General features: G+C 62.5%; 21 protein-coding genes and 1 other RNA gene. 9 read left to right on the forward strand and 13 right to left on the reverse strand.

Annotation, left to right across the window (positions count from 1 at the left end):
- Positions 1 to 168 precede the first annotated feature (168 nt).
- The 7 genes from JSO19_RS01790 to JSO19_RS01820 all read right to left on the reverse strand — a co-directional run bounded on the left by JSO19_RS01790 (position 169) and on the right by JSO19_RS01820 (position 5,241).
- On the reverse strand, positions 169 to 507 hold the full coding sequence (locus JSO19_RS01790; protein ID WP_270909371.1) for a hypothetical protein: 339 nt from the start codon (positions 505 to 507) through the stop codon (positions 169 to 171).
- 43 nt (positions 508 to 550) lie between these two features.
- Positions 551 to 911, reverse strand: an RNA gene (gene rnpB / locus JSO19_RS01795) — RNase P RNA component class A.
- A gap of 45 nt (positions 912 to 956) precedes the next feature.
- Complete coding sequence (locus tag JSO19_RS01800) at positions 957 to 1,685, reverse strand: zinc ribbon domain-containing protein (protein WP_270909373.1); 729 nt, start codon at positions 1,683 to 1,685, stop codon at positions 957 to 959.
- Positions 1,686 to 1,689: 4 nt separating this feature from the next.
- Positions 1,690 to 2,511: a Nif3-like dinuclear metal center hexameric protein gene (locus JSO19_RS01805; RefSeq protein ID WP_270909375.1), complete on the reverse strand. Its 822-nt coding sequence runs from the start codon at positions 2,509 to 2,511 to the stop codon at positions 1,690 to 1,692.
- Between the two features lie 31 nt (positions 2,512 to 2,542).
- Complete coding sequence (locus tag JSO19_RS01810) at positions 2,543 to 3,202, reverse strand: methionine ABC transporter permease (RefSeq protein WP_270909377.1); 660 nt, start codon at positions 3,200 to 3,202, stop codon at positions 2,543 to 2,545.
- A gap of 2 nt (positions 3,203 to 3,204) precedes the next feature.
- Positions 3,205 to 4,233 (reverse strand): methionine ABC transporter ATP-binding protein, encoded by a 1,029-nt coding sequence (locus JSO19_RS01815; protein ID WP_270909378.1) that lies wholly within the window; start codon positions 4,231 to 4,233, stop codon positions 3,205 to 3,207.
- Positions 4,234 to 4,329: 96 nt separating this feature from the next.
- Positions 4,330 to 5,241: a MetQ/NlpA family ABC transporter substrate-binding protein gene (locus JSO19_RS01820; protein WP_270909380.1), complete on the reverse strand. Its 912-nt coding sequence runs from the start codon at positions 5,239 to 5,241 to the stop codon at positions 4,330 to 4,332.
- A 208-nt stretch (positions 5,242 to 5,449) separates the two neighbouring features.
- On the opposite strand from JSO19_RS01820, the gene JSO19_RS01825 reads away from it, so the two are divergent.
- Positions 5,450 to 6,880 (forward strand): glyceraldehyde-3-phosphate dehydrogenase, encoded by a 1,431-nt coding sequence (locus JSO19_RS01825; protein ID WP_270909382.1) that lies wholly within the window; start codon positions 5,450 to 5,452, stop codon positions 6,878 to 6,880.
- Between the two features lie 46 nt (positions 6,881 to 6,926).
- The gene (locus JSO19_RS01830) at positions 6,927 to 7,784 is read left to right on the forward strand and encodes a universal stress protein (protein ID WP_270909384.1); all 858 of its coding nucleotides are present in this window, start codon (positions 6,927 to 6,929) and stop codon (positions 7,782 to 7,784) included.
- An 81-nt stretch (positions 7,785 to 7,865) separates the two neighbouring features.
- Here the strand turns inward: JSO19_RS01830 and JSO19_RS01835 are convergent, their stop codons facing one another.
- Positions 7,866 to 8,957, reverse strand: coding sequence for a metal ABC transporter substrate-binding protein (locus JSO19_RS01835; protein ID WP_270909385.1), 1,092 nt, complete (start codon positions 8,955 to 8,957; stop codon positions 7,866 to 7,868).
- A gap of 78 nt (positions 8,958 to 9,035) precedes the next feature.
- On the opposite strand from JSO19_RS01835, the gene JSO19_RS01840 reads away from it, so the two are divergent.
- Positions 9,036 to 9,755, forward strand: a complete 720-nt coding sequence (locus tag JSO19_RS01840; RefSeq protein ID WP_270909386.1) for a PIG-L deacetylase family protein — start codon at positions 9,036 to 9,038, stop codon at positions 9,753 to 9,755.
- Positions 9,756 to 9,760: 5 nt separating this feature from the next.
- On the opposite strand, the gene aztB is transcribed toward JSO19_RS01840, so the two are convergent.
- Entirely contained in the window at positions 9,761 to 10,567 is an 807-nt protein-coding gene (aztB, locus tag JSO19_RS01845; RefSeq protein WP_270909388.1) for a zinc ABC transporter permease AztB, read from the reverse strand.
- A gap of 27 nt (positions 10,568 to 10,594) precedes the next feature.
- Between aztB and aztA the strand changes: the two genes are divergently transcribed.
- A complete protein-coding gene (gene aztA, locus JSO19_RS01850; protein WP_270909390.1) occupies positions 10,595 to 11,293 on the forward strand; it encodes a zinc ABC transporter ATP-binding protein AztA in 699 nt (232 codons plus the stop codon).
- 20 nt (positions 11,294 to 11,313) lie between these two features.
- Here the strand turns inward: aztA and JSO19_RS01855 are convergent, their stop codons facing one another.
- Positions 11,314 to 11,739: a hypothetical protein gene (locus JSO19_RS01855; RefSeq protein WP_270909392.1), complete on the reverse strand. Its 426-nt coding sequence runs from the start codon at positions 11,737 to 11,739 to the stop codon at positions 11,314 to 11,316.
- Between the two features lie 239 nt (positions 11,740 to 11,978).
- Between JSO19_RS01855 and JSO19_RS01860 the strand changes: the two genes are divergently transcribed.
- A complete protein-coding gene (locus tag JSO19_RS01860; protein WP_217131775.1) occupies positions 11,979 to 12,227 on the forward strand; it encodes a WhiB family transcriptional regulator in 249 nt (82 codons plus the stop codon).
- 192 nt (positions 12,228 to 12,419) lie between these two features.
- Here JSO19_RS01860 and argG read toward each other — a convergent pair whose 3' ends face one another.
- The 3 genes from argG to JSO19_RS01875 are packed head-to-tail and all read right to left on the reverse strand — an operon-like array spanning position 12,420 to position 15,692.
- On the reverse strand, positions 12,420 to 13,841 hold the full coding sequence (gene argG, locus JSO19_RS01865; protein WP_217131774.1) for an argininosuccinate synthase: 1,422 nt from the start codon (positions 13,839 to 13,841) through the stop codon (positions 12,420 to 12,422).
- A gap of 10 nt (positions 13,842 to 13,851) precedes the next feature.
- A complete protein-coding gene (gene nudC, locus JSO19_RS01870; protein WP_270909395.1) occupies positions 13,852 to 14,853 on the reverse strand; it encodes an NAD(+) diphosphatase in 1,002 nt (333 codons plus the stop codon).
- A 5-nt stretch (positions 14,854 to 14,858) separates the two neighbouring features.
- The gene (locus tag JSO19_RS01875) at positions 14,859 to 15,692 is read right to left on the reverse strand and encodes an aldo/keto reductase (RefSeq protein WP_270909397.1); all 834 of its coding nucleotides are present in this window, start codon (positions 15,690 to 15,692) and stop codon (positions 14,859 to 14,861) included.
- A 332-nt stretch (positions 15,693 to 16,024) separates the two neighbouring features.
- Here JSO19_RS01875 and hrpA point away from each other — a divergent pair, with 332 nt between their 5' ends.
- The 4 genes from hrpA (at position 16,025) to JSO19_RS01895 (ending at position 24,300) form a co-directional block, all read left to right on the forward strand.
- Positions 16,025 to 19,936, forward strand: a complete 3,912-nt coding sequence (gene hrpA / locus JSO19_RS01880) for an ATP-dependent RNA helicase HrpA (protein ID WP_270909399.1) — start codon at positions 16,025 to 16,027, stop codon at positions 19,934 to 19,936.
- A 79-nt stretch (positions 19,937 to 20,015) separates the two neighbouring features.
- Positions 20,016 to 21,305, forward strand: a complete 1,290-nt coding sequence (locus tag JSO19_RS01885; RefSeq protein ID WP_270909401.1) for an MFS transporter — start codon at positions 20,016 to 20,018, stop codon at positions 21,303 to 21,305.
- A gap of 152 nt (positions 21,306 to 21,457) precedes the next feature.
- Positions 21,458 to 22,813, forward strand: a complete 1,356-nt coding sequence (locus tag JSO19_RS01890; RefSeq protein ID WP_270909402.1) for an NAD-dependent succinate-semialdehyde dehydrogenase — start codon at positions 21,458 to 21,460, stop codon at positions 22,811 to 22,813.
- Between the two features lie 212 nt (positions 22,814 to 23,025).
- On the forward strand, positions 23,026 to 24,300 hold the full coding sequence (locus JSO19_RS01895; protein WP_270909404.1) for an ABC transporter substrate-binding protein: 1,275 nt from the start codon (positions 23,026 to 23,028) through the stop codon (positions 24,298 to 24,300).
- Positions 24,301 to 24,304 lie beyond the last annotated feature (4 nt).

Here is a 24,304-nt window from a genome sequence, read left to right on the forward strand (position 1 = left end):
TCGTGCCTGCTGACCCCTGCCGCGTTCCTTGAAAGTGTTGGCAATTTTGCCCCATTTCGGGCCGATTTCACGGCAAAAGTGCAAACAATTTCGCGAGAGGGAGCGGATCCGCGCCCGAGCCCGCACGCAAGCCCGGGGCCAGCCCCTACCCGACAGCCAAGCGGCGGATCATCTCGGCTTACGAATCTCGTCAACGATTGCGCCGAACGCAAGCCAGATGATCCACAGGGTAATCCCTACCCCAATGCACCAGATGCCGATGCCTGCGAGTGCAAAGTGAGCCCTTGAAAAGGCCAACGCGATGGCCCCAAGCACCACGATAATCCAAGCGAGGTGGCCGATCGTGGCAAGTTTTGCGTTGCCGTACTTCTCTTTGTACTGCGCTTTCTGCCAGGCCCTGACCTCTTTCTCGGTCTGCTTATCAGCCCAGCTCGCACCGTCCCACCATTGGTTCTTGCCTGCGTCGTTCACGTACCAGCCCGGCTCTGGGCTCTGTTGTTGCGTCATGGTCTTAACCATAAGCCAGCTTTTGCGCTCGGCGAAAGAGGGCGGAATGGGCCAGATCATACGCCGGGTTCTGTGCGACGGCGAGCCGTCGTGACGACCATCTCTCTCGGGGTACCGTTGCCGGCACCCTCTAGCAACCAACCCGAAGACTCAGCGGGGAGCGTCATCGCCTTCTGTTCGGTCTTGCTCCAAACGAGGTTTACCTAGCCGCCCGTGTCACCACGGGCGCTGGTGAGCTCTTACCTCACCCTTTCAGCCTTACCCGGGCCGAAGCCCTGGCGGTCTACTCTCTGTTGCACTTTCTCGCGGGTTGCCCCGGGTGGGCGTTACCCACCGTTCTCCCCTGCGGAGCCCGGACGTTCCTCGGCGGGGTCAAGCCCCGACGCGGTCGCCTCACCGACCCATTCCTAGGTTCTACTGTAGCGGGTTTCGCGGATCCCAGCGAGCCTCTACTCGGCAGCGTCGCGCACGAGAATCGCGCCGCTCGTCGGGCAGAAGAAGAGTTCGTCGGCCGGAGTGTTGCGCGCGGTTTGCAGGTCGGCCGGGTCAAGCTCCATGTTGCTGCCTTCTGAGACCGTGCCACGCAGTCGCGCAGCGCCGATCCCGTAGCGTTCGCGCGTGCGCTCGTACACTTCGAGTACGGGCCCCTGCACCTCGGCAGCGAGGCCGGCGCGCTCCTCGTCGAGCGCTGCGAGTTCTTCGGCGATCTGCTGTTCTGCCTGGTGAATGGCGTCGCGCAACCGCTGCACCTCGGCGTCGACGTCTGAGACGTCAACAACGCTCAGCGTGAACTGCCCCTCGGCAGCCTCGGCTTGCTCCATGAGTTCAAGCTGGCGCTCTTCGAGCACTCCGCGGCGGCGTACCAGGGTGTCGAGCTCTTCTTGAAACGCGCTCGCCTCTTTCGCCTGGGTACTCGCTGCGAGACGCTCTGATGAGCGCTGGTGTCGCTGTTCGACGGTCGCGACCTCTTCTTCGACGCGTTGCAGCTCACCACGAGCCTCTTCAACCGTGCGCTGAGCACGCATGAAGTTTGCCCGAACCTCACGCTGGCGTTCGGCGATCGCCTCAAGCTCGGCACGCTCTGGCAGTTGCTTGTGGCGGCGGTTCAGGCGCAGTTTGTGGGTGTCAAGGCTCTGCAATTCGAGCAGGAGCTGCTGTTGGCGAGGGCTAGCTTTCATGCCTTCAGCCTACCCGCAACTGCCACGGATCAGTGTTGATCTTGCTCACGACTACCTGCACGCCCGACAATTCGGCGCGCAGCTGACTCGCGGCCCCCTCGAGCCAGAGCGATTCGCTGGCCCAGTGCGCGATATCGATGAGCGCCGGCCCGCCGGTGACGAGCGATTGCTCGAGGCTTTCTTGCGCCGGGTGGTGTCTGAGATCTGAAGTGATGTACACGTCGGCCCCGCGCACAGCGGGGTGGTCGAGCAGGCTATCGCCGGCGCCTCCGCAGAGTGCTACGCGCTGCACGAGACGCTCTGGGGCACCCCCAACGCGCACGCCAGTCTCAGTCTTGGGCAGGAGCTCTGCGAGGCGTTCAGCGAGCGCCCGCAACGTCATCGGCTGGGTAAGATTGCCGACCCGCCCGAGCCCATCGACGAGCTTCGCCCCTGGCACAATCGGAGCCGAATATTCGAGGCCGAGCAGGTGCGCGATGCGGTCAGAAACCCCGCCCTCGGGCGTATCGGCGTTGGTGTGGGCTGCGAGAAGCGCGCACTCGGCTCGAATGAGGTCGACGACGAGCGCCCCCTTCGCGGTGTCGGTTGCCATCGTATGCACCCCACGCAGCATGAGCGGGTGGTGCGTCACGAGCAGGTCGGCCCCCAGCTGCACGGCCTCGTCGACCGTCGCGCGTACGGCGTCAACGGCGAGCAGAATCGTGCGGATCGGCGCCGAATTATCTCCGGTCACCAGGCCCACGCGATCCCACGCTTCTGCGGTTGATTCGGGCCACAGCCGCTCGGCTACGGTGCGAACATCGGCGAGGGTATGCAAGTCACTCATACTCTCAGTGTAGCCGCGGGTTCTGACTCGCTCAGCGGCGGCGCACCTTGCGCGCGAGTGCGTTACCGAGCACCTGCGCGAGGTGCACGATGACGATCATGAGCAGCACGGCGGCCCACATGAGTTCTGGCTTGAACTGTCTGAACCCGTCAACGATGGCGAGCGTGCCGAGGCCGCCGCCGCCGATAACGGTCGCGATTGCCGACATGTCGACCACCGCGATGAAAGCGAAGGTGTAGCCGAGAATCAGCGGGGCGAGGCCCTCGGCGTAGAGCACCGTGAAGATGATGCGCAGTGGGCTCGCACCCATTGAGCGTGCTGCCTCAATCACACCGGGATCAACCGTGAGCAGGTTCTGTTCGGCAAGCCTCGCGATGCCGAACGAAGCGGCGAACGCGAGAACGAAGATGAATGCTTTGTTCTCGATGCCCGTGCCAACGACGAATCGTGTGAGCGGCATGAGGGCGAAGATGAGAATAACGAAGGGAATCGGGCGAAAGAAGTTCACGAGCAGGTTGAGCACGAGGTAAACGCCACGGTTCTCGAGAAGGCCGCCCTTGCGGGTCACCACGAGGGTTGTTCCGATGACGAGGCCGACAATACCACCGACGACCATCGCGACAACCACAAAGAGCAGGGTTTCGCCGGTTGCGTGGAGCAGTTTCGGCAGCGCATCAATAATGGTTTCCATGGCTACAGCTCCTCAATGGTCGTGTGCTGCGAGAGCTCTGTAATAGCGGCGCGCACTTTCGCTTCGTCGCCGATGATTTCCATGGTGACTTGCCCGTACACCCGGCCACTCACCTGAGTCACGCCGCCGCCCTCGATGCTGCCGGTGACCCCGTGTTTCGTGAGCGTCGTGATGATGACCGGCTGGTCGACCTCCCCCTCATCGGTAAACGAGATGGTGACGAGGGTGCCGCGCCCGCGCTGTTTAATCGCTTCGAGCACCTCGGGTGCGGGAACATTGGGTAGCGCCGTCTCAACAAAGCGCCTCGTCGTGTTTTGCTGAGGGTTTGAAAATACCTGGTACGTGTCGCCCTGCTCGACGACGCGGCCCTCTTCCATCACCGTGACGCGGTCGGCAATTTGTCGCACGACCTCCATCTCGTGCGTGATGAGAATGATCGTGATGCCAAACTCGCGGTTCACCTCTTTGAGGAGCGAGAGCACCTCAGCAGAAGTTTCGGGGTCGAGCGCGCTCGTTGCTTCGTCGGCAAGCAACACACCGGGCTTCGTCGCGAGCGCTCTCGCGATACCGACACGTTGGCGCTGCCCGCCAGACAGCTGTTCTGGGTAGGCATGCTCTTTGCCCTTGAGCCCAACGAAGTCGAGCAGTTCTGCCGCTCTGCGCTGCCGCTCGTCTTTTGCGATACCCGCGATCTCCAGGGGGTATTCAACGTTGGCCTGCGCCGTGCGAGACTGCAGCAAGTTGAACTGCTGAAAGATCATGCCGATGCCGCCGCGCACCTCGCGAAGCTGTTTCTCTGAGAACCCCGTGATGAGCGTGTCACCGATGGTAATCTCGCCAGACGTTGCCCGCTCGAGACCGTTGATGAGCCGCAGCAGCGTGCTCTTGCCCGCGCCCGAATAGCCAATCACGGCGTGAATCTCGCCTGGGGCGATGTCGATCGAGACGTCGTTGACGGCAAAGACCTCGGCCGCTTTCTTCCCGTGACCAGCAAATGACTTGCTGACCCGGTCAATTTGCACTCGTGTCACGGTGCACCCTTTCGATACCAAACAGGGATCCTCCCTGCAGCGTCTATTATGACGGGCTGCGAGAGAGGATCCCTTACGTTTTTCTTCGGTGTGGCGTTACTCGCTGGCCTTGACGATCTCGAGCTGCTTCTCGAGCGCCTTCTGCAGGTCTGCTGCAGGCGTGTTCGTGATTACGGCGGTGCCGCCCGAAACATCCTGCACGCCGTCGGTGACAGCCGCCGTGTTGTGGTAGATCTCAACGAGCTGTTTGTAAAGCTCGTTGTCGGCATCGTCAGCGCGCACCGCAAAGATGTTCACGTACGGGAGCGATGATGGATCGTTAGGGTCATCGAGAAAGAGTGCGTCGTTGAAGCCAAGGCCGGCCTTCTCGACGAAGTCGTTATTGACGACTGCGGCCGCAACATCGTTGAGCACGCTCGCCGTCAGGGCGGCGTCGAACTCGGTAACGGTTACCTTCGACTCGTCGGTCAGGACGTCGTCGAGCGTTGAACCGGTGTTGCCCCCGTCTTTCAGCTTGATCAGCCCTGCCTGCTGCAGCACGAGCAGCGCTCGTGCCTTGTTCGATGGGTCATTCGGCACAGCGATTTTCTCGCCCTTGGGAATCTCATCGATGCTCTTGTACTTCTGCGAGTGCACCGAAAGTGGGTAAATAGCCGTCGAGCCAATCGGGGTCAGATCGTCGCCGGTCGCCGCATTGTGCTCTGCGAGGAAGATGATGTGCTGGAACTGATTAATGTCGAGGTCGCCCGCTTCGAGCGCGGGGTTCGGGAGGTTGTACTCACCGAAGTCGACGATCTTGAGGTCAATGTCGAGCTCTTCTTCGACGGCCTTTTCGTACTCTGCCCAGTAGGGGTCGGCAGCACCAACGACGCCGAGGCGAACCGTCTTCTGGTCGCCGCCCTTGTCGCTGGGATCTGAAGAGTCTGATGAACAAGCGGTGAGTGCGCCACCTGCGAGTGCGAGAACCGCGAGCGAGGTGATCGCGGTACGAATGGTCTTGCGTGCCATGGTGTATTCCTTAGGTCAAATATTGAGAAAGCTTTGTGGGCGGTGTTGCTTGGAGCGCCCGAACACTCACTACTGTGACAGCTGTAGTTCTCTACCGCGAATTCTGTGACGTTATGTGACACAAAGCATGGGATACTGGACGGGAACCCTCAGTATCCCGAGGGAATATGACCCAGTTTGACTGAACAAGAAGGATCACGGAACGCATATGTCACAGCGCGCTGATGCTCATCTCGAGACTTGGAATGCGAATCAGGAGATTGCCGAGCGGATGATCCCGCTCATTGGCAAGTTGTACCGCGAGAACGATATCGTCATGTCGGTGCACGGGCGCACCCTCGTCGGCCAGAGCGCCGTTGACATCATTCGGGCACACCACTTCGCCCGCAAGATTGACGACCAGCCGCTGCCCCTCACCGAAACGTTCGCGATCGTTGAGGCGCTCGCCGACATTCAGCCAGGACCCGCCTCACTCGACCTCGCGTTGCTCGCCAACGAGTTCCGCGCCTCGGGCCAGAGCGATCTCTCAGCCTTCCTGACGCTGAAGCTCGCAGGCATCGCCAACGAGACCGCTGGCAGCAGCGATGTCGTACTCTACGGTTTCGGCCGCATCGGCCGCATTCTCGCTCGCATTCTCGTCGAGCACTCGGGCAGCGGCAACGGCCTTAACCTGCGCGCGATCGTCGTGCGTAAGGGCTCAGAGAACGACCTGCAGAAGCGCGCCAACCTGCTTCGCCGCGACTCAGTGCACGGCCACTTCAACGGCCAGATTCAGGTCATCGAAGAAGAGAATGTCATTCTCGCAAACGGCGTGCGCATTCAGGTGATCTACGCGAGCGACCCTGCAACCGTCGACTACTCGCAGTACGGCATCGAAAACGCACTCGTAATCGACAACACCGGCGTGTGGCGCGACCGCGATGGCCTCAGCCAGCACCTGAAGGCAACGGGAGTTTCACGCGTACTGCTCACGGCTCCCGGCAAGGGCGATCTAAAGAACATCGTGTACGGCGTCAACAACGACATGATCGCTGACGACGACACCGTCATCTCGGCCGCTTCGTGCACCACGAACGCGATCACGCCGGTACTCAAAGTCATGAACGATACCTTCGGTGTCGAGCACGGCCACGTTGAGACGATTCACTCGTACACGAACGACCAAAACCTCATTGACAACTTCCACAAGGGTGATCGCCGCGGCCGCGCTGCAGCGCTCAACATGGTCATCACCGAGACCGGTGCCGCGACCGCTGTCGCAAAGGCACTCCCCGAGCTCGAGGGCAAGCTCACGGGCAACTCGATTCGCGTACCAACCCCGAACGTCTCGCTTGCGATCCTGAACCTCAAGCTCGGCCGCGAGACCACGAAGGAAGAACTCAACGGCCTGCTCCGCGAGATTTCGCTGACCTCGCCGCTGCGCACGCAGATCGACTACCTCGAATCACCCGAGGTTGTTTCGACCGACTTCGTGGGCTCAAACCGCGCGGGTATCGTCGACGGCCTCGCAACGCTCGTGACCGGCGACAGCTGCGTGCTCTACGTGTGGTACGACAACGAGTACGGCTACAGCTGCCAGGTGGTACGTATCGCTGAGCAGCTTTCGGGCACGCACCCTCAGCAGGTTCCCGCCCGCTAGGCGTAGACTACGTAATAACCCTTCATTACGACGTGAGGAGGCCCCTATGGCCGAGAACATCATTATCGGAGTTGACGGATCAGAACAGAGCCGCGCGGCACTTGCGTGGGGTCTGGAACGAGCCAAGGAGCGTGGTGCGACGGTTGAACTGTTGCACGTTGCTGATGACTCGTTCCTCTCAGAGAGCGTTGCGTTTCTCTCAGAAGCCCAGCGTGCTTCTGAGCAGATGCTTGAGGCTGAACGAGAGTACGCTCGCAGCCTCGGTTTCGAGGGCGAGCTCACCGGCACGGCCGTCGTGGGCCACCCCATCGTCGAGGTTGAGGTCGCTTCGCAGCGAGCAGATCTGCTCGTGCTCGGCGAGCACGCAGGCAGCAAGTGGGCCGGGTCGTTCTTCGGTACCCGTGCAGTGAAGATCGCAGCGGTTGCGCACTGCCCCGTTGCCGTGATTCCCACGACACCGGTGACGAACCCGACGCGCGGCGTTGTCGTTGGCATTGACGGCTCTGAGCCTGCCCAGGCAGCGATCGATTACGCGGCCGAGGAAGCCTCGCGCCGAGGCGTCTCGCTCTCAGCGGTCTACGCGTGGATGCCACCGCTCACCCCGGGACTCGAGTACCTCTGGAGCGAAGAGCTCATCGAGTCGCAGCGTCAGGCGGCTGAAGAGGCCATCGCGATTGGCGTGAGCGGTCTCAGCACGCGCTACCCCGACCTCGAGATTCAACGCGAGATCGTTCAGGCGGCTCCCGTTTCGGCGCTCCTGCAAATCGCTGAGAACGCTGAGTTGCTCGTCGTGGGAAGCCGCGGCCGTGGCTCGATCTCACGCCTCTTGCTCGGTTCGGTAAGCCACGGTGTACTGCAGGCTCTTCCCTGCCCCGTGATCGTTACCCGCGACACCGCGAAGTAACCCCGGCACACAGCTGAGGGCCCGAGACCAATTGGTTGGTCTCGGGCCCTCAGTCGTTCCTGCGGCGCTAATGTGGGGTCTTTACCGCAGGGCCTGGGCGATGCGCTCGCCGTTCAAGCGCATCAGGTCGATGTACGTCGCGGGTTCTTCACCCTTTGCGGCGAGTGATTCGGTAAACAGCGACACGATCTCGACCTTGCCACCGAGCTCTGACTGAATCGTCTCGGCGAGGGCGTCTGATTGCGTCACGTCGGTGAACACGGCTGGCACGCCGGTGGCCTCGATCGTGCGCACAATATCGTTGATCTGCGACGCGCTCGCTTGTGCAAGCGTCGAGGTTGACGGAATCATCTCGCCAACAGTCTCAAGCCCGTAGCGGTGCGCGAGGTAGCCGAGCACACGGTGCTGCGTGATGAGCTTGCGGTGATCGTCGGGAATCTCGGCGAACTGCGCCTCGAGATCAGCGTCGAGCTTCTCGAGCTGCTCCTGATACTCTGCACCGTTCTCAGCGACCTTCGCGGCGTCGATACCATCAAGCTCACCGAGTTCGTGCACCATTTCGTCGACCGCGAGCGAAACCCGTTGCGGATCATGCCAGAAGTGCGGATCGATGGGCCCGTGGTCATGGTCACCATGGTCGTGGCCCTCGTGCTCATCACCGTGCTCATGGTCGTCGCCATGCTCATGATCATGACCCTCGTGATCGTGGGCGTCGTGGTCGTCAGCGTCGTCTGCGTGCTCGTCTGACCCGTGATCGTGGTCGCTCTCTTCGACGGCATCACCGTAGAGATCCACCGATTTGAGGGGCTTCACGCTCTCGCCGAGGTCAACGACGTTCACGCCATCGCTCGATGCGGCTTCAAGCTGAGGCGCAAGCGCCTCTTCGAAGCCGAGACCGACCGCAAAGACGAGATCGGCCGAGTGCAACTGGCTGATGTCTTTGGTCGATGGCTGGTAGTCGTGTGGGTCGCTGCCCGCGGGAATGAGCACCTTCACGGTTGCCTGATCGCCGACGAGTTCGGTTGCGATGTCACCGAAGATGCTCGAGGTCACGACCACGGTGGGGCCATCTGCCCCGGCATCAGCGGGTGCCGAGCAGCCAGCGAGACCGAGCGCGATCGCTCCTGCGGCCGCAATCGCGACCATCCGTTGTTTTTGGGGTGTCTTGTTCATGCACTCATCTTATTGATATTGATTCTCATTAGCAAATCGATCCTGCCGAACTCACAGACAAGACGATAGGCTCGCGGTATGGCCACTCTCGAACCATTCACCCCAGACAACATCAATCGCGTGCTCTGCATCGTCGCCCACCCCGACGACATGGAGTACGGTGGCTCGGCCGCTGTCGCCGAATGGGCGGCACAGGGCATCGAGGTGAGCTACCTCCTCCTCACCGAGGGCGAGGCCGGCATTCGAGGCATGGAACCCGCCAAGGTTGGCCCAATGCGCACGGCAGAGCAACATGAGGCATGCAAGATCGTCGGCGTCACTACTCTCGAGATACTCGACCTCCCAGACGGCCTCCTCGAAGCAAACCTTGAGACCCGCCGAGCTATCGCACGAGCCATTCGCAAACATCGGCCCGATGCCGTCATGACGATGACCTGGAGCCTCGAGGCGCCGTGGGGCCTCAACCACGCCGATCACCGCGCAACCGGTATCGCGACCGTTGACGCGATTCGCGATGCCGACAACCCCTGGATCTTTCCAGAGCTGGTCGAAGACGAGGGGCTCGAAGCATGGAAGGCCACGTGGCTCCTCGCCATGTCACACGACGCAACCCACGCGGTCGTTGTGAGCGAGGAGTCGAAGGAACTCGCGATCCGCTCGCTCGAAGCACACGCAGAGTACCTCGCAGCACTGCCCGACCACCCGGCACCCCGGGATCTCATCACGGGCATCCTCGCGCAGGGCGGCGAGAGCGCGGGTACGGCACATGCGCTGCCGATCCGCCCCTATCGCATGTAACGGCGCTAGGCGCGCTTCAGCGCGGCAGAAGCGCCGAAGCAGAGCACTGCGACAAGCGCAATCGACGGGCCGGCCGCCCACTCGAGAAACCACGATGCGGTGAGGCCTGCCCACACCGAGAAGATCCCCACGGCAATGGCAATGATGGTGATCTGTGCAATGTTCTTTGCCCAGACAGCCCCCGTTGCGGCGGGTGCGAGGAGCATGCCAACGACGAGCAGGGTTCCGACGGCCTGGTACGAAACCACAATCGTGAGGGCAACGCCGCCCATCAGCACGGCCTGCGAGACTCGCGGCGAAAAGCGCAACGAGTGCGCGATGCGCTCGTCAAACACCAGCGCGGTGAACGGTCGCTTAAACAGCGCAATGACGGCGATCACGACAGCGCCGACCGAGGCGATGAGCGCAATGTCAGCCCAGGTGAGAGCAAGCACATCGCCAAACAGGATCGCGGTGAGATTAATCGTGACGTTTTTGGAAGCCGAAACGATAATCACACCCACCGCGAGCATTCCCACGAAGAGCAGGCCGATTGCGGTGTCGCCCGCAATGCGCTTTCTGCGCGTCACGAGACCAATGCCCACCGTCATAGCCGCCGCCGCCACGAGGGCACCGATTTGCCCCGGCAAGCCAAGCAGCACAGCGGTCGCAACGCCCGGCAACATGCCGTGCGAGAGCGCCTCGCCGAGGAACGCCATGCCTCTCAGGACAACCCACGTTCCGACAACGGCGCTCAACACGGCAACGATCGCGCCGCCGAGCAGCGCGCGCTGCATGAACTCTGCCTGAAAAGGTTCTAGTATTCCAATCACGGTTCTTAGTATAGGGTGTTAATGATAATGATTACCAATAAGCCTTCAGTTACCCTCGACGGAGTCTCGTTTGCACGCGACGAGAAGCCGATCTTCACCGACCTCTCGCTCAGTATCGAGAAGGGCGAGTTTGTCGCGCTTCTCGGAACGAACGGCAGCGGTAAATCAACACTGCTCGACCTCATCGCGGGCGTCTTGAAGCCCGACAAGGGAACCGTGGCCCGAGCCGAAGAGCGCTACGCCTTCGTGCCACAGCGCAGCCACGTGAGCGAACAGACCCCCATGACCGTCGCAAGCGCCGTCGCCATGGGCCGCTGGGGCAACCGAGGTATGCTCGGGCGGCCCACCAAAGAAGACCGCGCAGAAATCGACAGCCGCATGGAGCAGCTCAATATCGCCGATCTCAGGAACGCCCAGTTTTCACGCCTCTCGGGCGGGCAGCGGCAACGCGTACTCATCGCCCAGGCCCTCACCCAGAGGGCCCCGCTCCTACTCCTCGACGAGCCAGAAGCGGGCCTCGACAGTCAAGCTCGGGCGATCATTCAGCAGGTGCTCGCCGACGAAGTGGCCCTCGGCACGACCGTCGTACTCGCGACGCACGAGCTCGACTCGGCCAGGCTCACGCAGCGCTGCATTCTCATCCAGGCAAACGCCGGCGGAATCGTTGCCGATGGCGCCCCCGACGAGACTCTGAGCGACAGCATGCTCGCCCTCGCCTTCCACTAGACGCGAGGCCCAGCGAGTCGCTACTCGGCGACCTCGCGCTGCGCCTTATCGGGAAGGGTCATGATCACTCCGGCGAGCCCCGCGACGCCGAGCAGCAAGAGGCCCCAGCCAATGAGCGGGGTGCCGAGAATGCCCTGCAACACTCCCGTTGCCGCAGCAACAACGAGCACCTGCACCGTGAGGTGCGACGAACGTGCCCAGTTGCGGCGGCGAAGCGAACCGACAAACGTGATGACGATCCACAAGGCGGCGATCAGCATCGTGAGCACGAGCGCGATGCCCTGCACCGTGACCATCGAACGGTTCGCGTCGAGCGCCGGGTTCTGGGCGTCGGTCACCGCGCTCACGATCGAGTTCCAGGTCACCCAGAGCACCCCGAGCCCCTCAATTGCGAGCACCATAATAATAAGCGCCCAGCCGAGGCCTCGCAGCTTTGACTGATTCATGTATCAGCGATCTCCTTCATCGTGTTCAATACCAACGATTCTGCCCGGTTTTTCTGGGAGAACTGGGGTTTTCGTACTGACATTCTCAGAAACCCTTGATTTGCCCCGGCTTTCGTGGGAGCATAAACATCGTCGAGTTTCGCGCACACCGTGGTGGGCTGACTCAATCAGTCACGAGTGCGTGGCGATCGAAACTGACGCTTTGTGTTCGATGCGCCACTTTAATGGTAGGAGAAAACATGGATTGGCGCGAACAAGCGGCTTGCCTTACTGCAGACCCCGAACTCTTTTTCCCGGTCGGTAACACCGGCCCGGCGGTCGAGCAGATTGAACGCGCAAAGTCGGTCTGTGCACGTTGCCCAGTCACCGAAATGTGCCTTCAGTACGCAATGGACACGGGCCAGGATTCAGGCGTCTGGGGCGGCCTGAGCGAAGACGAGCGCCGCGCACTCAAGCGCCGCGCAGCTCGCGCACGCCGCGCTTCATAAGCGTTCACACACGTTCACGTCTCGCAAGAGACGACAGAAGGGGCGAAACCACTCAGGTGGTTTCGCCCCTTCTGTCGTTGTCTGAAGTTCTTCGGGCCGGTCAGGACGGGCGTGGCCCGCGACCGGCGTCGATCCGCTGCAAAAGGTGGCACGGGCCTCGCCCGGCCACACCCTCGCAGCGGATCCCGCGACTTAGTCGGTTCCGAGGTCGAAGGCTGCGCCGAGGCCGAGCTCGTCAGCGGCCTGGTCGACCTCGTCGCTGTTCGTCATGATCTCCTGCGCCTCGCCCACTTCGAGCTCACCGACGAGGTCAGAAACGACCCCGCCCACGAGGCCGAGGCTCGCGTACTGCTCGAGGCGGTGACGTGAATCGGCGATGTCGAGGTTGCGCATGGTGAGCTGACCGATGCGGTCTTCGGGGCCGAACGCTGCGTCGCCCACGCGCTCCATCGAGAGCTTCTCGGGGTGGTAGCTGAGGCTCGGGCCCGTCGTGTCGAGAATCGTGTAGTCGTCGCCGCGACGCAGGCGCAGGGTAACCTCGCCCGTGATCGCTGAGCCAACCCAGCGCTGCAGCGACTCGCGCAGCATGAGCGACTGGGGGTCGAGCCAGCGGCCCTCGTACATGAGGCGGCCGAGGCGGCGGCCCTCATTGTGGTAGCTCGCAACGGTGTCTTCGTTGTGAATCGCGTTCACGAGACGCTCGTAGGTAATGTGCAGGAGCGCCATGCCCGGGGCCTCGTAGATGCCGCGTGATTTCGCCTCGATGATACGGTTTTCGATCTGGTCTGAAACGCCGAGGCCGTGACGGCCACCGATGGCGTTTGCCTCGAGCACGAGTGCGACGGGGTCGTCGTACTCAACGCCGTTGATGGCGACGGGACGACCCGCTTCGAAACGAACCGAGACCTCTTCAGTCTTGATGTCGATATCTTCGCGCCATGCGGCAACGCCCATGATGGGCTCGACAATGTCGAGGCCCGCGTTCAAGAACTCAAGCGCCTTCGCCTCGTGGGTTGCTCCCCAGATGTTGGCGTCGGTCGAGTATGCCTTCTCGGTCGAGTCACGGTACGGGTAGCCGTTGGCTACGAGCCACTCGCTCATCTCGTGACGGCCGCCGAGCTCTTCGACAAACTGCTTGTCGAGCCACGGCTTGTAGATGCGCAGGCGGGGGTTGGCCATGAGGCCGTAGCGGTAGAAGCGCTCGATGTCGTTGCCCTTGTAGGTCGAGCCGTCGCCCCAAATATCAACGCCGTCTTCTTTCATCGCGCGAACGAGCAGCGTGCCCGTCACCGCGCGGCCGAGCGGCGTCGTGTTGAAGTAGGTCTTGCCGCCCGAGCGCACGTTGAACGCGCCAGTCTGCAGCGCAACGAGGCCCTCTTCAACGAGCGGCAGCTTTGCGTCGACGTGCCGTGCGATCTCGGCACCGTACTCTTTGGCGCGGCCAGCGACACCGTCGATGTCGGGCTCGTCATACTGGCCGATATCGGCCGTGTAGGTGCAGGGAACGGCGCCATTCTCGCGCATCCACGCAACAGCGCACGAGGTGTCGAGACCGCCAGAGAAGGCGATGCCGACGCGCTCGCCTACAGGAAGAGATGAAAGAACATTAGACATACCCTCAATCTTACGGGGTATTGAGCGCCTCGCCGAGCCATGTGTCAATGATCGCCCGCGCGATCGACGCCTTTCCCGGCAAAATGACCGTTCCAGCGGAAACTTCGGCCTCGAGTTCGGCACGGGTGAACCACTTCGTCTCGCGTATTTCAACGCCGTCTGGCCGGGTCGAGTCGACGCCTCCGGTCAGCTGAGCCCGAAACCCGAGCATGAGTGAAGCCGGAAATGGCCATGGCTGGCTTGCGAGGTACGCCGGATCGCTCACTTGCACGCCACTCTCTTCGAACACCTCGCGCTGAACCGCTTGCTCGAGCGATTCGCCCGGGTCAACGAAACCCGCGATGAGCGAATACACCCGCGAGTCCCAGGCCATGTTTGAGGCGAGTAAGAGGCGATCTTCATCGTCGAGCACAGCAATAATCACGGCGGGGTCGGTACGCGGAAAGAGCTCAGCGCCGCTCACCTCGTCAACCCGCACCCAGCCGCCGTTGGTGACCCTAGTCGCGTGACCGGTCGTCGGCGAGAAGGGATGTGACCGGTGCCAGTTCGCGAGCGCAACGGCACGGGTCGCAAGGCCAACGTCACGAGCGTCGAGCTCGGCGCTCATCGCCCGCAGCGGCTTCCACTGCCCCGCGGTGATCTGCTCGGCTTCATGCTCGTCGACAAGAACGGCGATCACGGGTGCTCCGGCGCTCTCGGCATCGGGTGCCGCCGCAACGAGCACCCCATCGTCAGGAATGCCCTCTTCGGTCTCGACCCTGCCGAGGTATAGCCGCAACGCCGCGTCGGCGCCTGCACCGTCGCCTAACTGCCCGGGCGAGAGCAACGCGAGCCGACCATCGGCGTCGACGAGCACCCTGTCGCCCTGCAACGGCAGCACGAGCGTTCCCGGCCTCGACCAGAGCTCGGCGAACAGCGCCTCCTGGTCGATGCCCTGGGCGTCAAGTGAGTGGTCGGGAACGGGCTCATGAAACGCGAGGCGCTGTTGCACCTCGCGCCAGTTCGTAGCCACGCGCGTTACCCGTCGTATGAACGCGGATCAGGCCCGTAGTTCGTCGCCGACTCAAGCTCGTCAATGGCCTGGTGCTCGGCAGGGCTGAGCGCGAAGTCGAAGATTGCCGCGTTCTCGGTGAGGCGTGAGGGCGTTTGGGTCTTCGGAATGACGACGGCGCCACGCTCGACGTGCCAGCGAAGCACGATCTGCCCCGGAGTCTTGCCGTGGGCCTCTGCGGCAGCAAGCACTGCCTCGCGGCTCAGGAGGTCGCTCTTGCCCTGCGCGAGCGGGCCCCAGGACTCGATGATGATGCCACGCTCGGTGCAGTAGTCGACGAGTTCCTTGCGCTGATTCTCTGGGTGCAGCTCGATCTGGTTCACCGCGGGCACGACGCCGGTCGCGTCGATGATCTGCTCGAGGTGCTCGATCTCAAAGTTGCACACGCCGATTGAACGGGCGCGGCCCGACTCGGCGATCTTCACGATCCCTTCCCATGCGGGCAGCGCGGTGTCTCGCTTTGGCAGCGGCCAGTGCAGCAGGTACAGGTCAACACCGTCAAGTCCAAGGCGATCGAGCGAGCGCTCAAAGCCACCGATGGGGTCAGTCTGCTCGGTGTTTGCGAGCTTCGTCGTCACGAAGAGGTCATCACGAGCGATGCCAGAGGCGGCGATTGCGCGGCCGACTTCTTCTTCGTTCTGGTACACCATCGCGGTGTCGATGTGGCGGTAGCCGACGGCGAGCGCCTCGGCGACGATGCTCTCGCAGGTCTCACCCTGCATGAGAAACGTGCCGAGTCCGAGCTGCGGAATCGTGTTGCCGTCGAGCAGCGAAAGCGTTGGTACCTCAGTGTTCGTCATGCACCCCACTCTAGTCGGTGTCGGTGAGTGCTGGCAGGGTGCCTGTGGAGAATTCATGTGTTGTCCATGCCTACTCGGCCTACCGCCAAATTGTTTGCACTTTTCACCCGAAATCACCCTTTTTACCCCTAAAATTGCCAACAATTTCCCGAGGCGTAGCCTTTCCACGCGCAACCGGCGCGGGGCCGCTCACGAGAGAAGCCCGTAGCCACTCCCGCGACCAGCGCGCCCTCCCCGCGCACCCCCAGCGCACACCCCACGGGTGACCGCTCACCCCGGGCCGCTCCGGCCATCCAGCCGCGAAACGCAACCTGCGCGATAATGGAGACAGTATGCAAGACATCACGTTTCCTCCCGAGCTTCCCGTCACTCAGCGCAGAGACGATATTGCTCGCGCCATCTCAGACCATCAGGTCGTGATTGTCGCGGGTGAAACGGGCTCGGGCAAGACGACCCAGCTCCCGAAGATCGCGCTGCAGCTCGGCGCAAAGCGCATCGCGCACACGCAGCCCCGCCGTATCGCGGCAAGGGCCGTCGCCGAGCGTATCGCCGAAGAGCTTGGGAGCGAGCTCGGTGACCTCGTGGGCTACCAGGTGCGCTTCACCGACAAGGTCTCGGCCGACACCCGCGTGCGGGTCATGACCGACGGCATCTTGCTCAACCAGATTCACCGCGACAAGCTCCTCAAGCAGTACGACACGATCATCATCGATGAGGCGCACGAGCGCAGTCTCAACATCGACTTCTTGCTCGGCTGGCTGCACCGCATTCTGCCCAAGCGTCCCGATCTCAAGGTCATCATTACCTCGGCAACGATCGACCCAGAGTCGTTCGCTAAGCACTTCGCCGATTCCCGTGGCAACCCTGCGCCGGTCATCGAGGTATCTGGCCGCACCTACCCCGTCGAGGTGCGGTACCGCCCGCTAGACCCTGACCCCGCCCCAGAGACTGACCAAGATCCCGAGCAGCGTGCCGCGCCTGCCAGCGGCAACAACGCAAACAGCAACAGCACCAGAAGCAACAACGCCACCGGCAAGCGCAAGCAGGCCGCCCAGCGCGCCGAGCCACTCGAACTCGTCGACGCGATCGAGCAGAGCGTCGTCGAGATCACCCGCGAGGGCCCCGGCGACATTCTCGTGTTCCTCTCCGGAGAGTCTGAGATTCGCGACGCGCAAGACACCCTGCAGGGGCTCAACGCCAGGCTCAGGCAGCCGCTCGAGATTCTTCCGCTCTACGGTAGGCTGAGCGCGGCAGAGCAGCACCGGGTTTTCTCGAAGTCTGGCTCGGCAAGGCGCGTCATTCTCGCGACCAACGTCGCCGAGACGAGCCTCACGGTGCCGGGCATCGTCTACGTCATCGACGGCGGCACCGCTCGCATCTCGCGTTATAACACCCGCAGCAAGGTGCAGCACCTGCCCATCGAGCCGATCTCGCAGGCGAGCGCTGGCCAGCGAGCAGGTCGTGCCGGGCGCACGCAGCCGGGCGTCGTCGTGCGCCTCTATAGCGAAGAAGACTATCTCGCGCGGCCCGAGTACACCGACCCCGAGATTTTGCGCACGGGCCTCGCCTCGGTCATGCTGCAGATGATGAGTCTCGGGCTTGGCGACATCGCGAAGTTTCCGTTTCTCACCCCGCCCGATAAGCGCGGTATCTCTGACGGCCTGACGCTCCTCACCGAGCTCGGCGCGGTCGAGAAAGGCCGCATCACACGCATCGGCCGAGCCCTTTCGAGGCTGCCGATCGAGCCGCGGTTCGCCCGCATGCTCGTCGAGGCGCAGCGCTTCGGGGTGACCGACGAGGTTCGGGCGCTCGTCGCCGGTCTCACGATTCAAGACGTGCGCGAGCGGCCCGAGGCAGAGCGTGGTCGTGCCGACCAGTTGCACGCCCGTTTCACCGACCCCGAGGGCGACCTCATCACGCTGCTCAACCTGTGGAACTACCTCCAAGAGCAGCAGCGCGCCCTTTCGTCATCGGCATTTCGCAGGCTGTGCCGCAAGGAGTTTCTCAACTACTTGCGGGTTCGCGAGTGGATGGACCTCGTTCGCCAGCTCACCAGCGCGACCAAAAACATGCCGGTCTTAGGCGAAGAGGCTGCGACGGGATCCCCAGCCGAGGCGATCCACCGCGCGGTGCTCGCGGGGCTCCTCTCGCGGCTCGGCGTGCGCGATGACGCGCAACGCCGAGATATTCGCGGATCAAAGCGCAAGAAAGCCCAGGAGTACATCGGGTCTCGCGGCACACGCTTCGTACTCTTCCCCGGATCGGTGCTCGCGAAAGCGCCGCCGGAGTTTGTCATGAGTGTCGAACTCGTCGAGACCTCGCGGCTGTTCGCGCGCGGCAACGCTGTCGTGAACCCGGCATGGGCCGAAGAGCTCGCAGGCCCGCTCGCCAAGCGGCAGGTCTCTGAACCCCACTGGGAGAAATCGCAGGGCGCGGCCGTCGCGTACGAGCGCGTCACGCTCTTTGGCGTGCCGCTCATCGAGCGTCGCCGCATTCAGTTCGCGCGAGTTGACGCAGAACATGCACGCGAGCTCTTCATTCGGCACGCGCTCGTCGAGGGCGACTGGGATTCTCCGCAGGCATTCGACCGCGCAAACTGGCAGTTGCGTCGCGAACTTGAACAGCTTGAGGAGCGCAGCCGCAGGCGCGATATCGTCGCCGACGACGATGCCATCTACGCGTTTTACGACGAGCGCATTCCGGCCGATGTCGTGTCGATGCGCAGCTTTGAGGGGTGGTGGCGAAAGCAGCAGAACGAGACGCCCAAGCTGCTGCACCTGACCCGCGACGATCTCGTCGAGGGCGAAGAAGCGAGCGACACCGAGTTTCCCCGGGTATGGCAGTACGGCGATCAACGCCTGAAGCTGCGGTACCGCTTCGACCCGACGGCGCAAGACGACGGGGTGACCCTCAGCGTGCCCCTGCCGTTGCTCCCCCGCCTCGAGCAGGCAGACTTCGCGAAGCTCGTTCCCGGGTTTCGTGAAGAACTCGTCGCCAACCTCACCAAGTCGCTGCCCAAGAGCATCCGTAAGCACGTGGTTCCCGCCAACGACTGGGCGAAGCGCCTGCTCGATGAAATCGGAGCAGAGCTCGATCGCGAAGACTCGCCCTCGCTCACCACGTTGCTCGCGGGAGCGATCCGCCGCCATACCTCTCAGCCCGTCACGGCCGACGACTTCGACCTCGAACGCCTGCCGCACCACCTCACCCCGACGTTCAGGGTCATTGACGAGCGTGGCAAGACGCTCGGCGCTGGCAAAGACGTCGACCAGCTCAAGCACACGTTCAAAGACCAGGTGCGCGGCAAGGTCGCGAGCGTTACGCAGCGGGTACAACCGGGTGCCGTGACCCACGAGATCGAGCAGAAGGGGCTCACCTCGTGGAGCTTTGGCGACCTGCCGGAGCACATCGACGCGGCGTACGACAAACGGGGCCACGGCGGCGTCGTACGCGCATACCCCGCCATTGTCGATCGCAAGAAGCACGTCGACATCGTGCTCGTCGCCGATCAGGCCGAGCAGCGCAGGCTGAGCGCCCGCGGCGTGCGCAGGCTCGTGTTGCTCAGCACCCCGAGCCCCGCCTCGTACATTCGCGAGCACCTCTCGAACGACGAAAAGCTGCTCTTAGGCGGTGGCCCGTACCGCACGCTCGACGAGGCCATCACCGACGTGAGCCTCGCGACCGTTGACGGTCTCATCGAACGCCTCGCTCCGGGAGGGATGGTGCGCGAGGCAGCCGTGTTCGAAAAGATCGCCGACACCTACGCCCGCACCCTCATCGACGACATTTACCGCGGCATCGCCCTCACCGCGGCGACCCTCAACGAGGCGAGGCTCGCGCGAAAGGCGATCGAGAAGGCGACCTCGTTGCACACGCTCGGCCAGGTCAAAGACGCTTCGGCACAGCTCGACGCACTCGTCTTCCAGGGCTTCGTTTCTCTCACGGGGCTCGCCCAGCTCGACCGGTTGCCAGTGTACTTGCGCGCGATCCGCCATCGCATGGAACAGTTGCAGGCGAACGCCGGCCGCGATCGCGTGTGGCAGAACGAGATCGATCGTGTGAGCGAGGCATATGAGAAGGCGGGCGGATCATTCCCACTCGCCCCGGATGCCCCAAGCCCGCTTCCCGAGGTTCGCTGGTTAATCGAAGAGCTGCGCATCAGTCTCTTCGCGCAGCAACTCGGCACCCGCGGAACAGTCTCGGCAAAGCGCATCATGAAAGCGCTCACGGGTCAGGCTCAGTAGCCGCTGGTCGGTTCTGCGCGTCAACGTGACCCTGTGCGGCGCGGGGCTGTCGCTTCCCGTTTTTACCGCCTAGACTCTCATGGTGGGAGTATTTACCGAGCTAAGCAAGACACCAGGCGTTTTTCGTATTCTGACTTCGCAACTCACTGCGAAGTTTCCGTCTGGCATGCTCTCGATTGCGCTGATGTTGCATGTCGAGCACACCTTCGGTGACTACACCTCGGCCGGCATCGTGCTCGCCTGCATGAGTATCGGCCAGGGGGTTGCTGGCCCCATCTCGACGCGCCTCATGGGCGTCTGGGGCATGCGGCCCGTGCTTATCGCCACCTCGGCAGTGAGCGCGACGGCCCTCACCATCATCGCGACCGTTCACGCGCCGCTCATCGTGATCGGCGCGATCGCCTTCATCATGGGGCTCTTCACGCCGCCCATCACGGCCGCGGTGCGAACGATCTACCCGAAACTCGTGCCAGGGCACCAGGTCGCCCCGCTCTTCTCATTCGACGCGGCGCTGCAAGAGATCATCTGGATCGTGGGCCCCGTACTCGCGGTGTTCATCGCGGCGATTGGCAACCCCGCACTCGGCCTGCTCGTCGCGGCCGGCTTCATGATTGGCGGCGGCGCATGGTTCATCTCGGCCCCGCAAATCGGGCTTGTGCGCATTCCGCGCTCGCGCAGGCGGCTCGGTGCGGTGCTCACGCGCCCCACGGTGCTGCTCTCGACCATCATCGGTTTTCTCTTTGTCGCCTCGTTCGCTTCGATCGAGCTCGGTATCGTCTCGATCTACGGCCATGACGGGCTTGAATCGGGCATCGTGCTCGGGTTCTTTGCACTCGGTTCGCTCATCGGTGGCGTGACGATCGGCAAGAATGCTCCCGGCCCCTGGTCGCTCGTCATGCGCTCAATCATCGTGCTCGCGGGCACGGCCCTGTGCTTGCTCTCGTTCAACATGTGGTGGCTGTGCGCCGTGCTGCTCGTTGGCGGCTTCGGCACGGCACCCATGATCTCGGCACTGTTCACCATGGTCTCGTCGACCGTGAAGTTCTCTGAAACCGCAGAGTCATACGGCTGGATGCAGACGGGACACCTCATTGGCGCCGCCCTCGGTTCAGCCATCGCTGGCATCGCCGTCGACGCGTCGGGCCCACTCGGCGCCATCTGGGTGTCGACTGGCTTTCTCGTGCTCACGGTCATCGTGTCGGGCTTCGCGGCCCGCTGGGCCCCCGATCTGCGCGGTGTCGATGCGACCCCCATTCCTGATACCGAACCGATTCAGATTCCGGTCGACCTTCCTTCTGAGCCCATGACGCTCCCGCCCACCGACGACACTCCAAAGCATTCTCGCTTCGGAAAAAAGCGGCGCAAGTAACGAAAACAGCGCTATCTCATGAAGATCGCCTCGGTATCGGTGGTGAATCGCCTGAGATACCATCTGTTTTGTCTGTTTCTGACAGCTATAGTGGATTGTGGGTTGAGGGGCACCCCTCTCTCCCCTCCGCTACACCATCACAAGGAGTGTTCATGGGCAAGTACGCAGTTATCAACCCCGCTACCGGAGAAAAGGTAGTGGAGTTTCCTGATGCAACCGATGCAGAAATTCAAGACGCGCTCGCGAGCGCGCACAAGACCTACCAGGAATGGTCACGCAACACGACCGTTGAGGAGCGCGCAGCGCTCGTTCAGCGCGTCGCAGACCTGCACCTCGAGCGCAAAGACGAGCTCGTAGACATCATCGTTCGCGAGATGGGCAAGCCCGTCGACCAGGCGGTGGGCGAGGTCGAGTTCTCGGCAGAGATCATCTCGTACTACGCAAAGAACGGTGCAGAGTTCTTGAAGGACCAGGAGCTTCACACTGAAGACGGGCAGCGCACCTTCGTTCGCCGCCAGGGCCTCGGTGTTCTGCTCGGCATCATGCCGTGGAACTTCCCCTACTACCAGATCGCTCGTTTTGCCGCGCCGAACATCATCGCTGGCAACACGATCATCCTCAAGCACGCAGAGCAGTGCCCCGAGTCGGCAGCTGCCCTGCAGCAGATGTACATCGACGCTGGCCTGCCAGAGGGTGCCTACGTCAACGTGTACGCAACGCACGATCAGATCTCGACCATCATCGCTGATGATCGCGTTCAGGGCGTTTCACTCACCGGTTCAGAGCGTGCTGGCGCAATCGTCGCCGAGCAGGCTGGCCGCGCACTCAAGAAGTGCGTACTCGAGCTCGGTGGCTCAGACGTTCTGCTCGTGCTCGACACCAACGACATCGACTTCGCCGTTGAGAACGCCGTCGGTGGCCGCATGGAGAACTCGGGCCAGGCATGCAACGGCTCGAAGCGCATCGTGGTCATGGACAAGTACTACGACGAGTTCAAGGAGAAGTTCGTTGCTGCAATGAGCGCACAGTCGTACGAGAACGGTGACTTCGGCCCGCTCTCGAGCGACAAGGCAACCGAGACGCTCACCGCGCAGCTCGACAACGCCATTGCTCAGGGCGTCACCGTACTCACGGGCGACAACGAGCCCAAGGGCAACTTCTACACGCCAACTGTTCTCGAGGGCATCACCCCCGATATGGATCTGTACAAGCAGGAGCTCTTCGGCCCCGTTGCACAGCTCTACAAGGTTTCGAGCGATGAAGAGGCAGTCGAACTCGCGAACTCATCGCCCTACGGCCTCGGCTCAGTACTCATCTGTGACGATGCTGACCGTGCGATCGAGGTTGGCTCGAAGCTCGACGTTGGCATGGTCTTCATCGGTGGCGCAGGCCTCGATGCGGCAGACGTTCCCTTCGGCGGCATCAAGCGCTCGGGCTACGGCCGCGAGCTCGGCCCCTTCGGCATCGAAGAGTTCATCAACAAGAAGGTCTTCCGCTTCTCAGCGTAAGGCTTAGCCGTTCCCAATGGGGCCGTGCGACCATCGTGTTCGGTGGCCGCACCGCCCCATTGTCATTGCTGTGAGTGCTTAGCGATGCGAGGCTTTTCGGTCACGAGACGCTAACGATATGCATTCCCGGGCTTTACCCGCGTCAAAGGCTAGCTATGCTCGGGCTAGATGTCGCAACGGTGCGACATGCGCAACGCAGAAAGGCCTCCTCAATGAAGAAGTTTTCGAAGCAGCTGATTGGCGCAACCGCGCTTATCGCTAGTGCCGCTCTCGCGCTGAGTGGCTGCAGCAGCGACTCAGGCAAAGGCGACGCCCCTTCCGGCGACAGCAAAGGCAGTGGTTCAGACGAGCAGGTTCTGAAGATCGCCTCGCTCCTGCCCCAGACAGGCTCACTCGAGCACCTGATTTACGGGCCGCAGGCAGCCATCAAGCTCGCGATGCAAGACATCAACGACGCAGGCGGCGTGCTCGGCAACCCCGTTGAACTCGTCGCAGAGGGCAACGAGCACGATCCGACTGATCCCACAATCATTTCGAAGAGCGTCGACGACATTATCGCGGCGAAGCCAGCCTTTGTTCTCGGCGCCATGGGCACCGGCAACACGAACGCCGCGATGCCGAAGCTCACCGAGGCCGGCATTCTCATGGGCTCGCCATCGAACACGGGCATCGCGCTCGCGGGCATCAACGAGAACTACTTCCGCACCATCGCCTCCGACATCATTCAGGGCCGCGCTCTCGGCAACCTCATTCTGCAGGACGGCCACACGAAGGTAGCGGTGCTCACGCAGAATAACGACTACGGCAAGGGCCTGCGAGACAACCTGCAGGAGACCCTGGAAGATGCGGGAGCCGAGGTCACCTTTGGTGCGAAGGGTAAGGGCGAAGAGTTCCCCGAGGCACAGACCACCTTCTCGTCAGAGGTCACGGCCGCGCTCGACTCAAAGCCCGATGCTGTGGCAATGGTGAGCTATGTTGAGGCGAAGCAGGCGATTCCCGAGCTCGCCGCTCAGGGCTTCGACTTGAAGAACCTGTACCTCGTTGACGGCAATACGGTGCCCTACACCGAGTTCGATGAGGGGCTCCTCGAGGGCGCTCAGGGTACGACCCCTGGCCGTACGGTCGACGACTCATTCGAGGCCGACCTCGTTTCAGTTCAGTCTGACGCAAGCAAGAGCACGAACTTTGCGCCCGAGGCATACGATGCCGTGATTCTCGTAGCTCTCGCTGCGCAGCGTGGCGGCTCTGCCGACACCGAGACCATCAAGGCAAACCTGCACGCGGTTTCGGGCTCTGACGGCGGCGAGAAGTGCGAGTCGTTCAAGGATTGCCTCGCACTGCTCGAAGACGATAAGGACATTCAGTATCAGGGCCGTGCCGGTGGTGGCCCGCTGAACGAAGACAACGAGCCTTCGACAGCGCTCATCGGCCTGTACAAGTTCGACGGCAAAAATGAACCCCAGGCGGTAGGCGAGATCGAGGGCTAACCTC

Source organism: Leucobacter sp. UCMA 4100 (assembly GCF_027853335.1).
GTDB lineage: Bacteria > Actinomycetota > Actinomycetes > Actinomycetales > Microbacteriaceae > Leucobacter_A.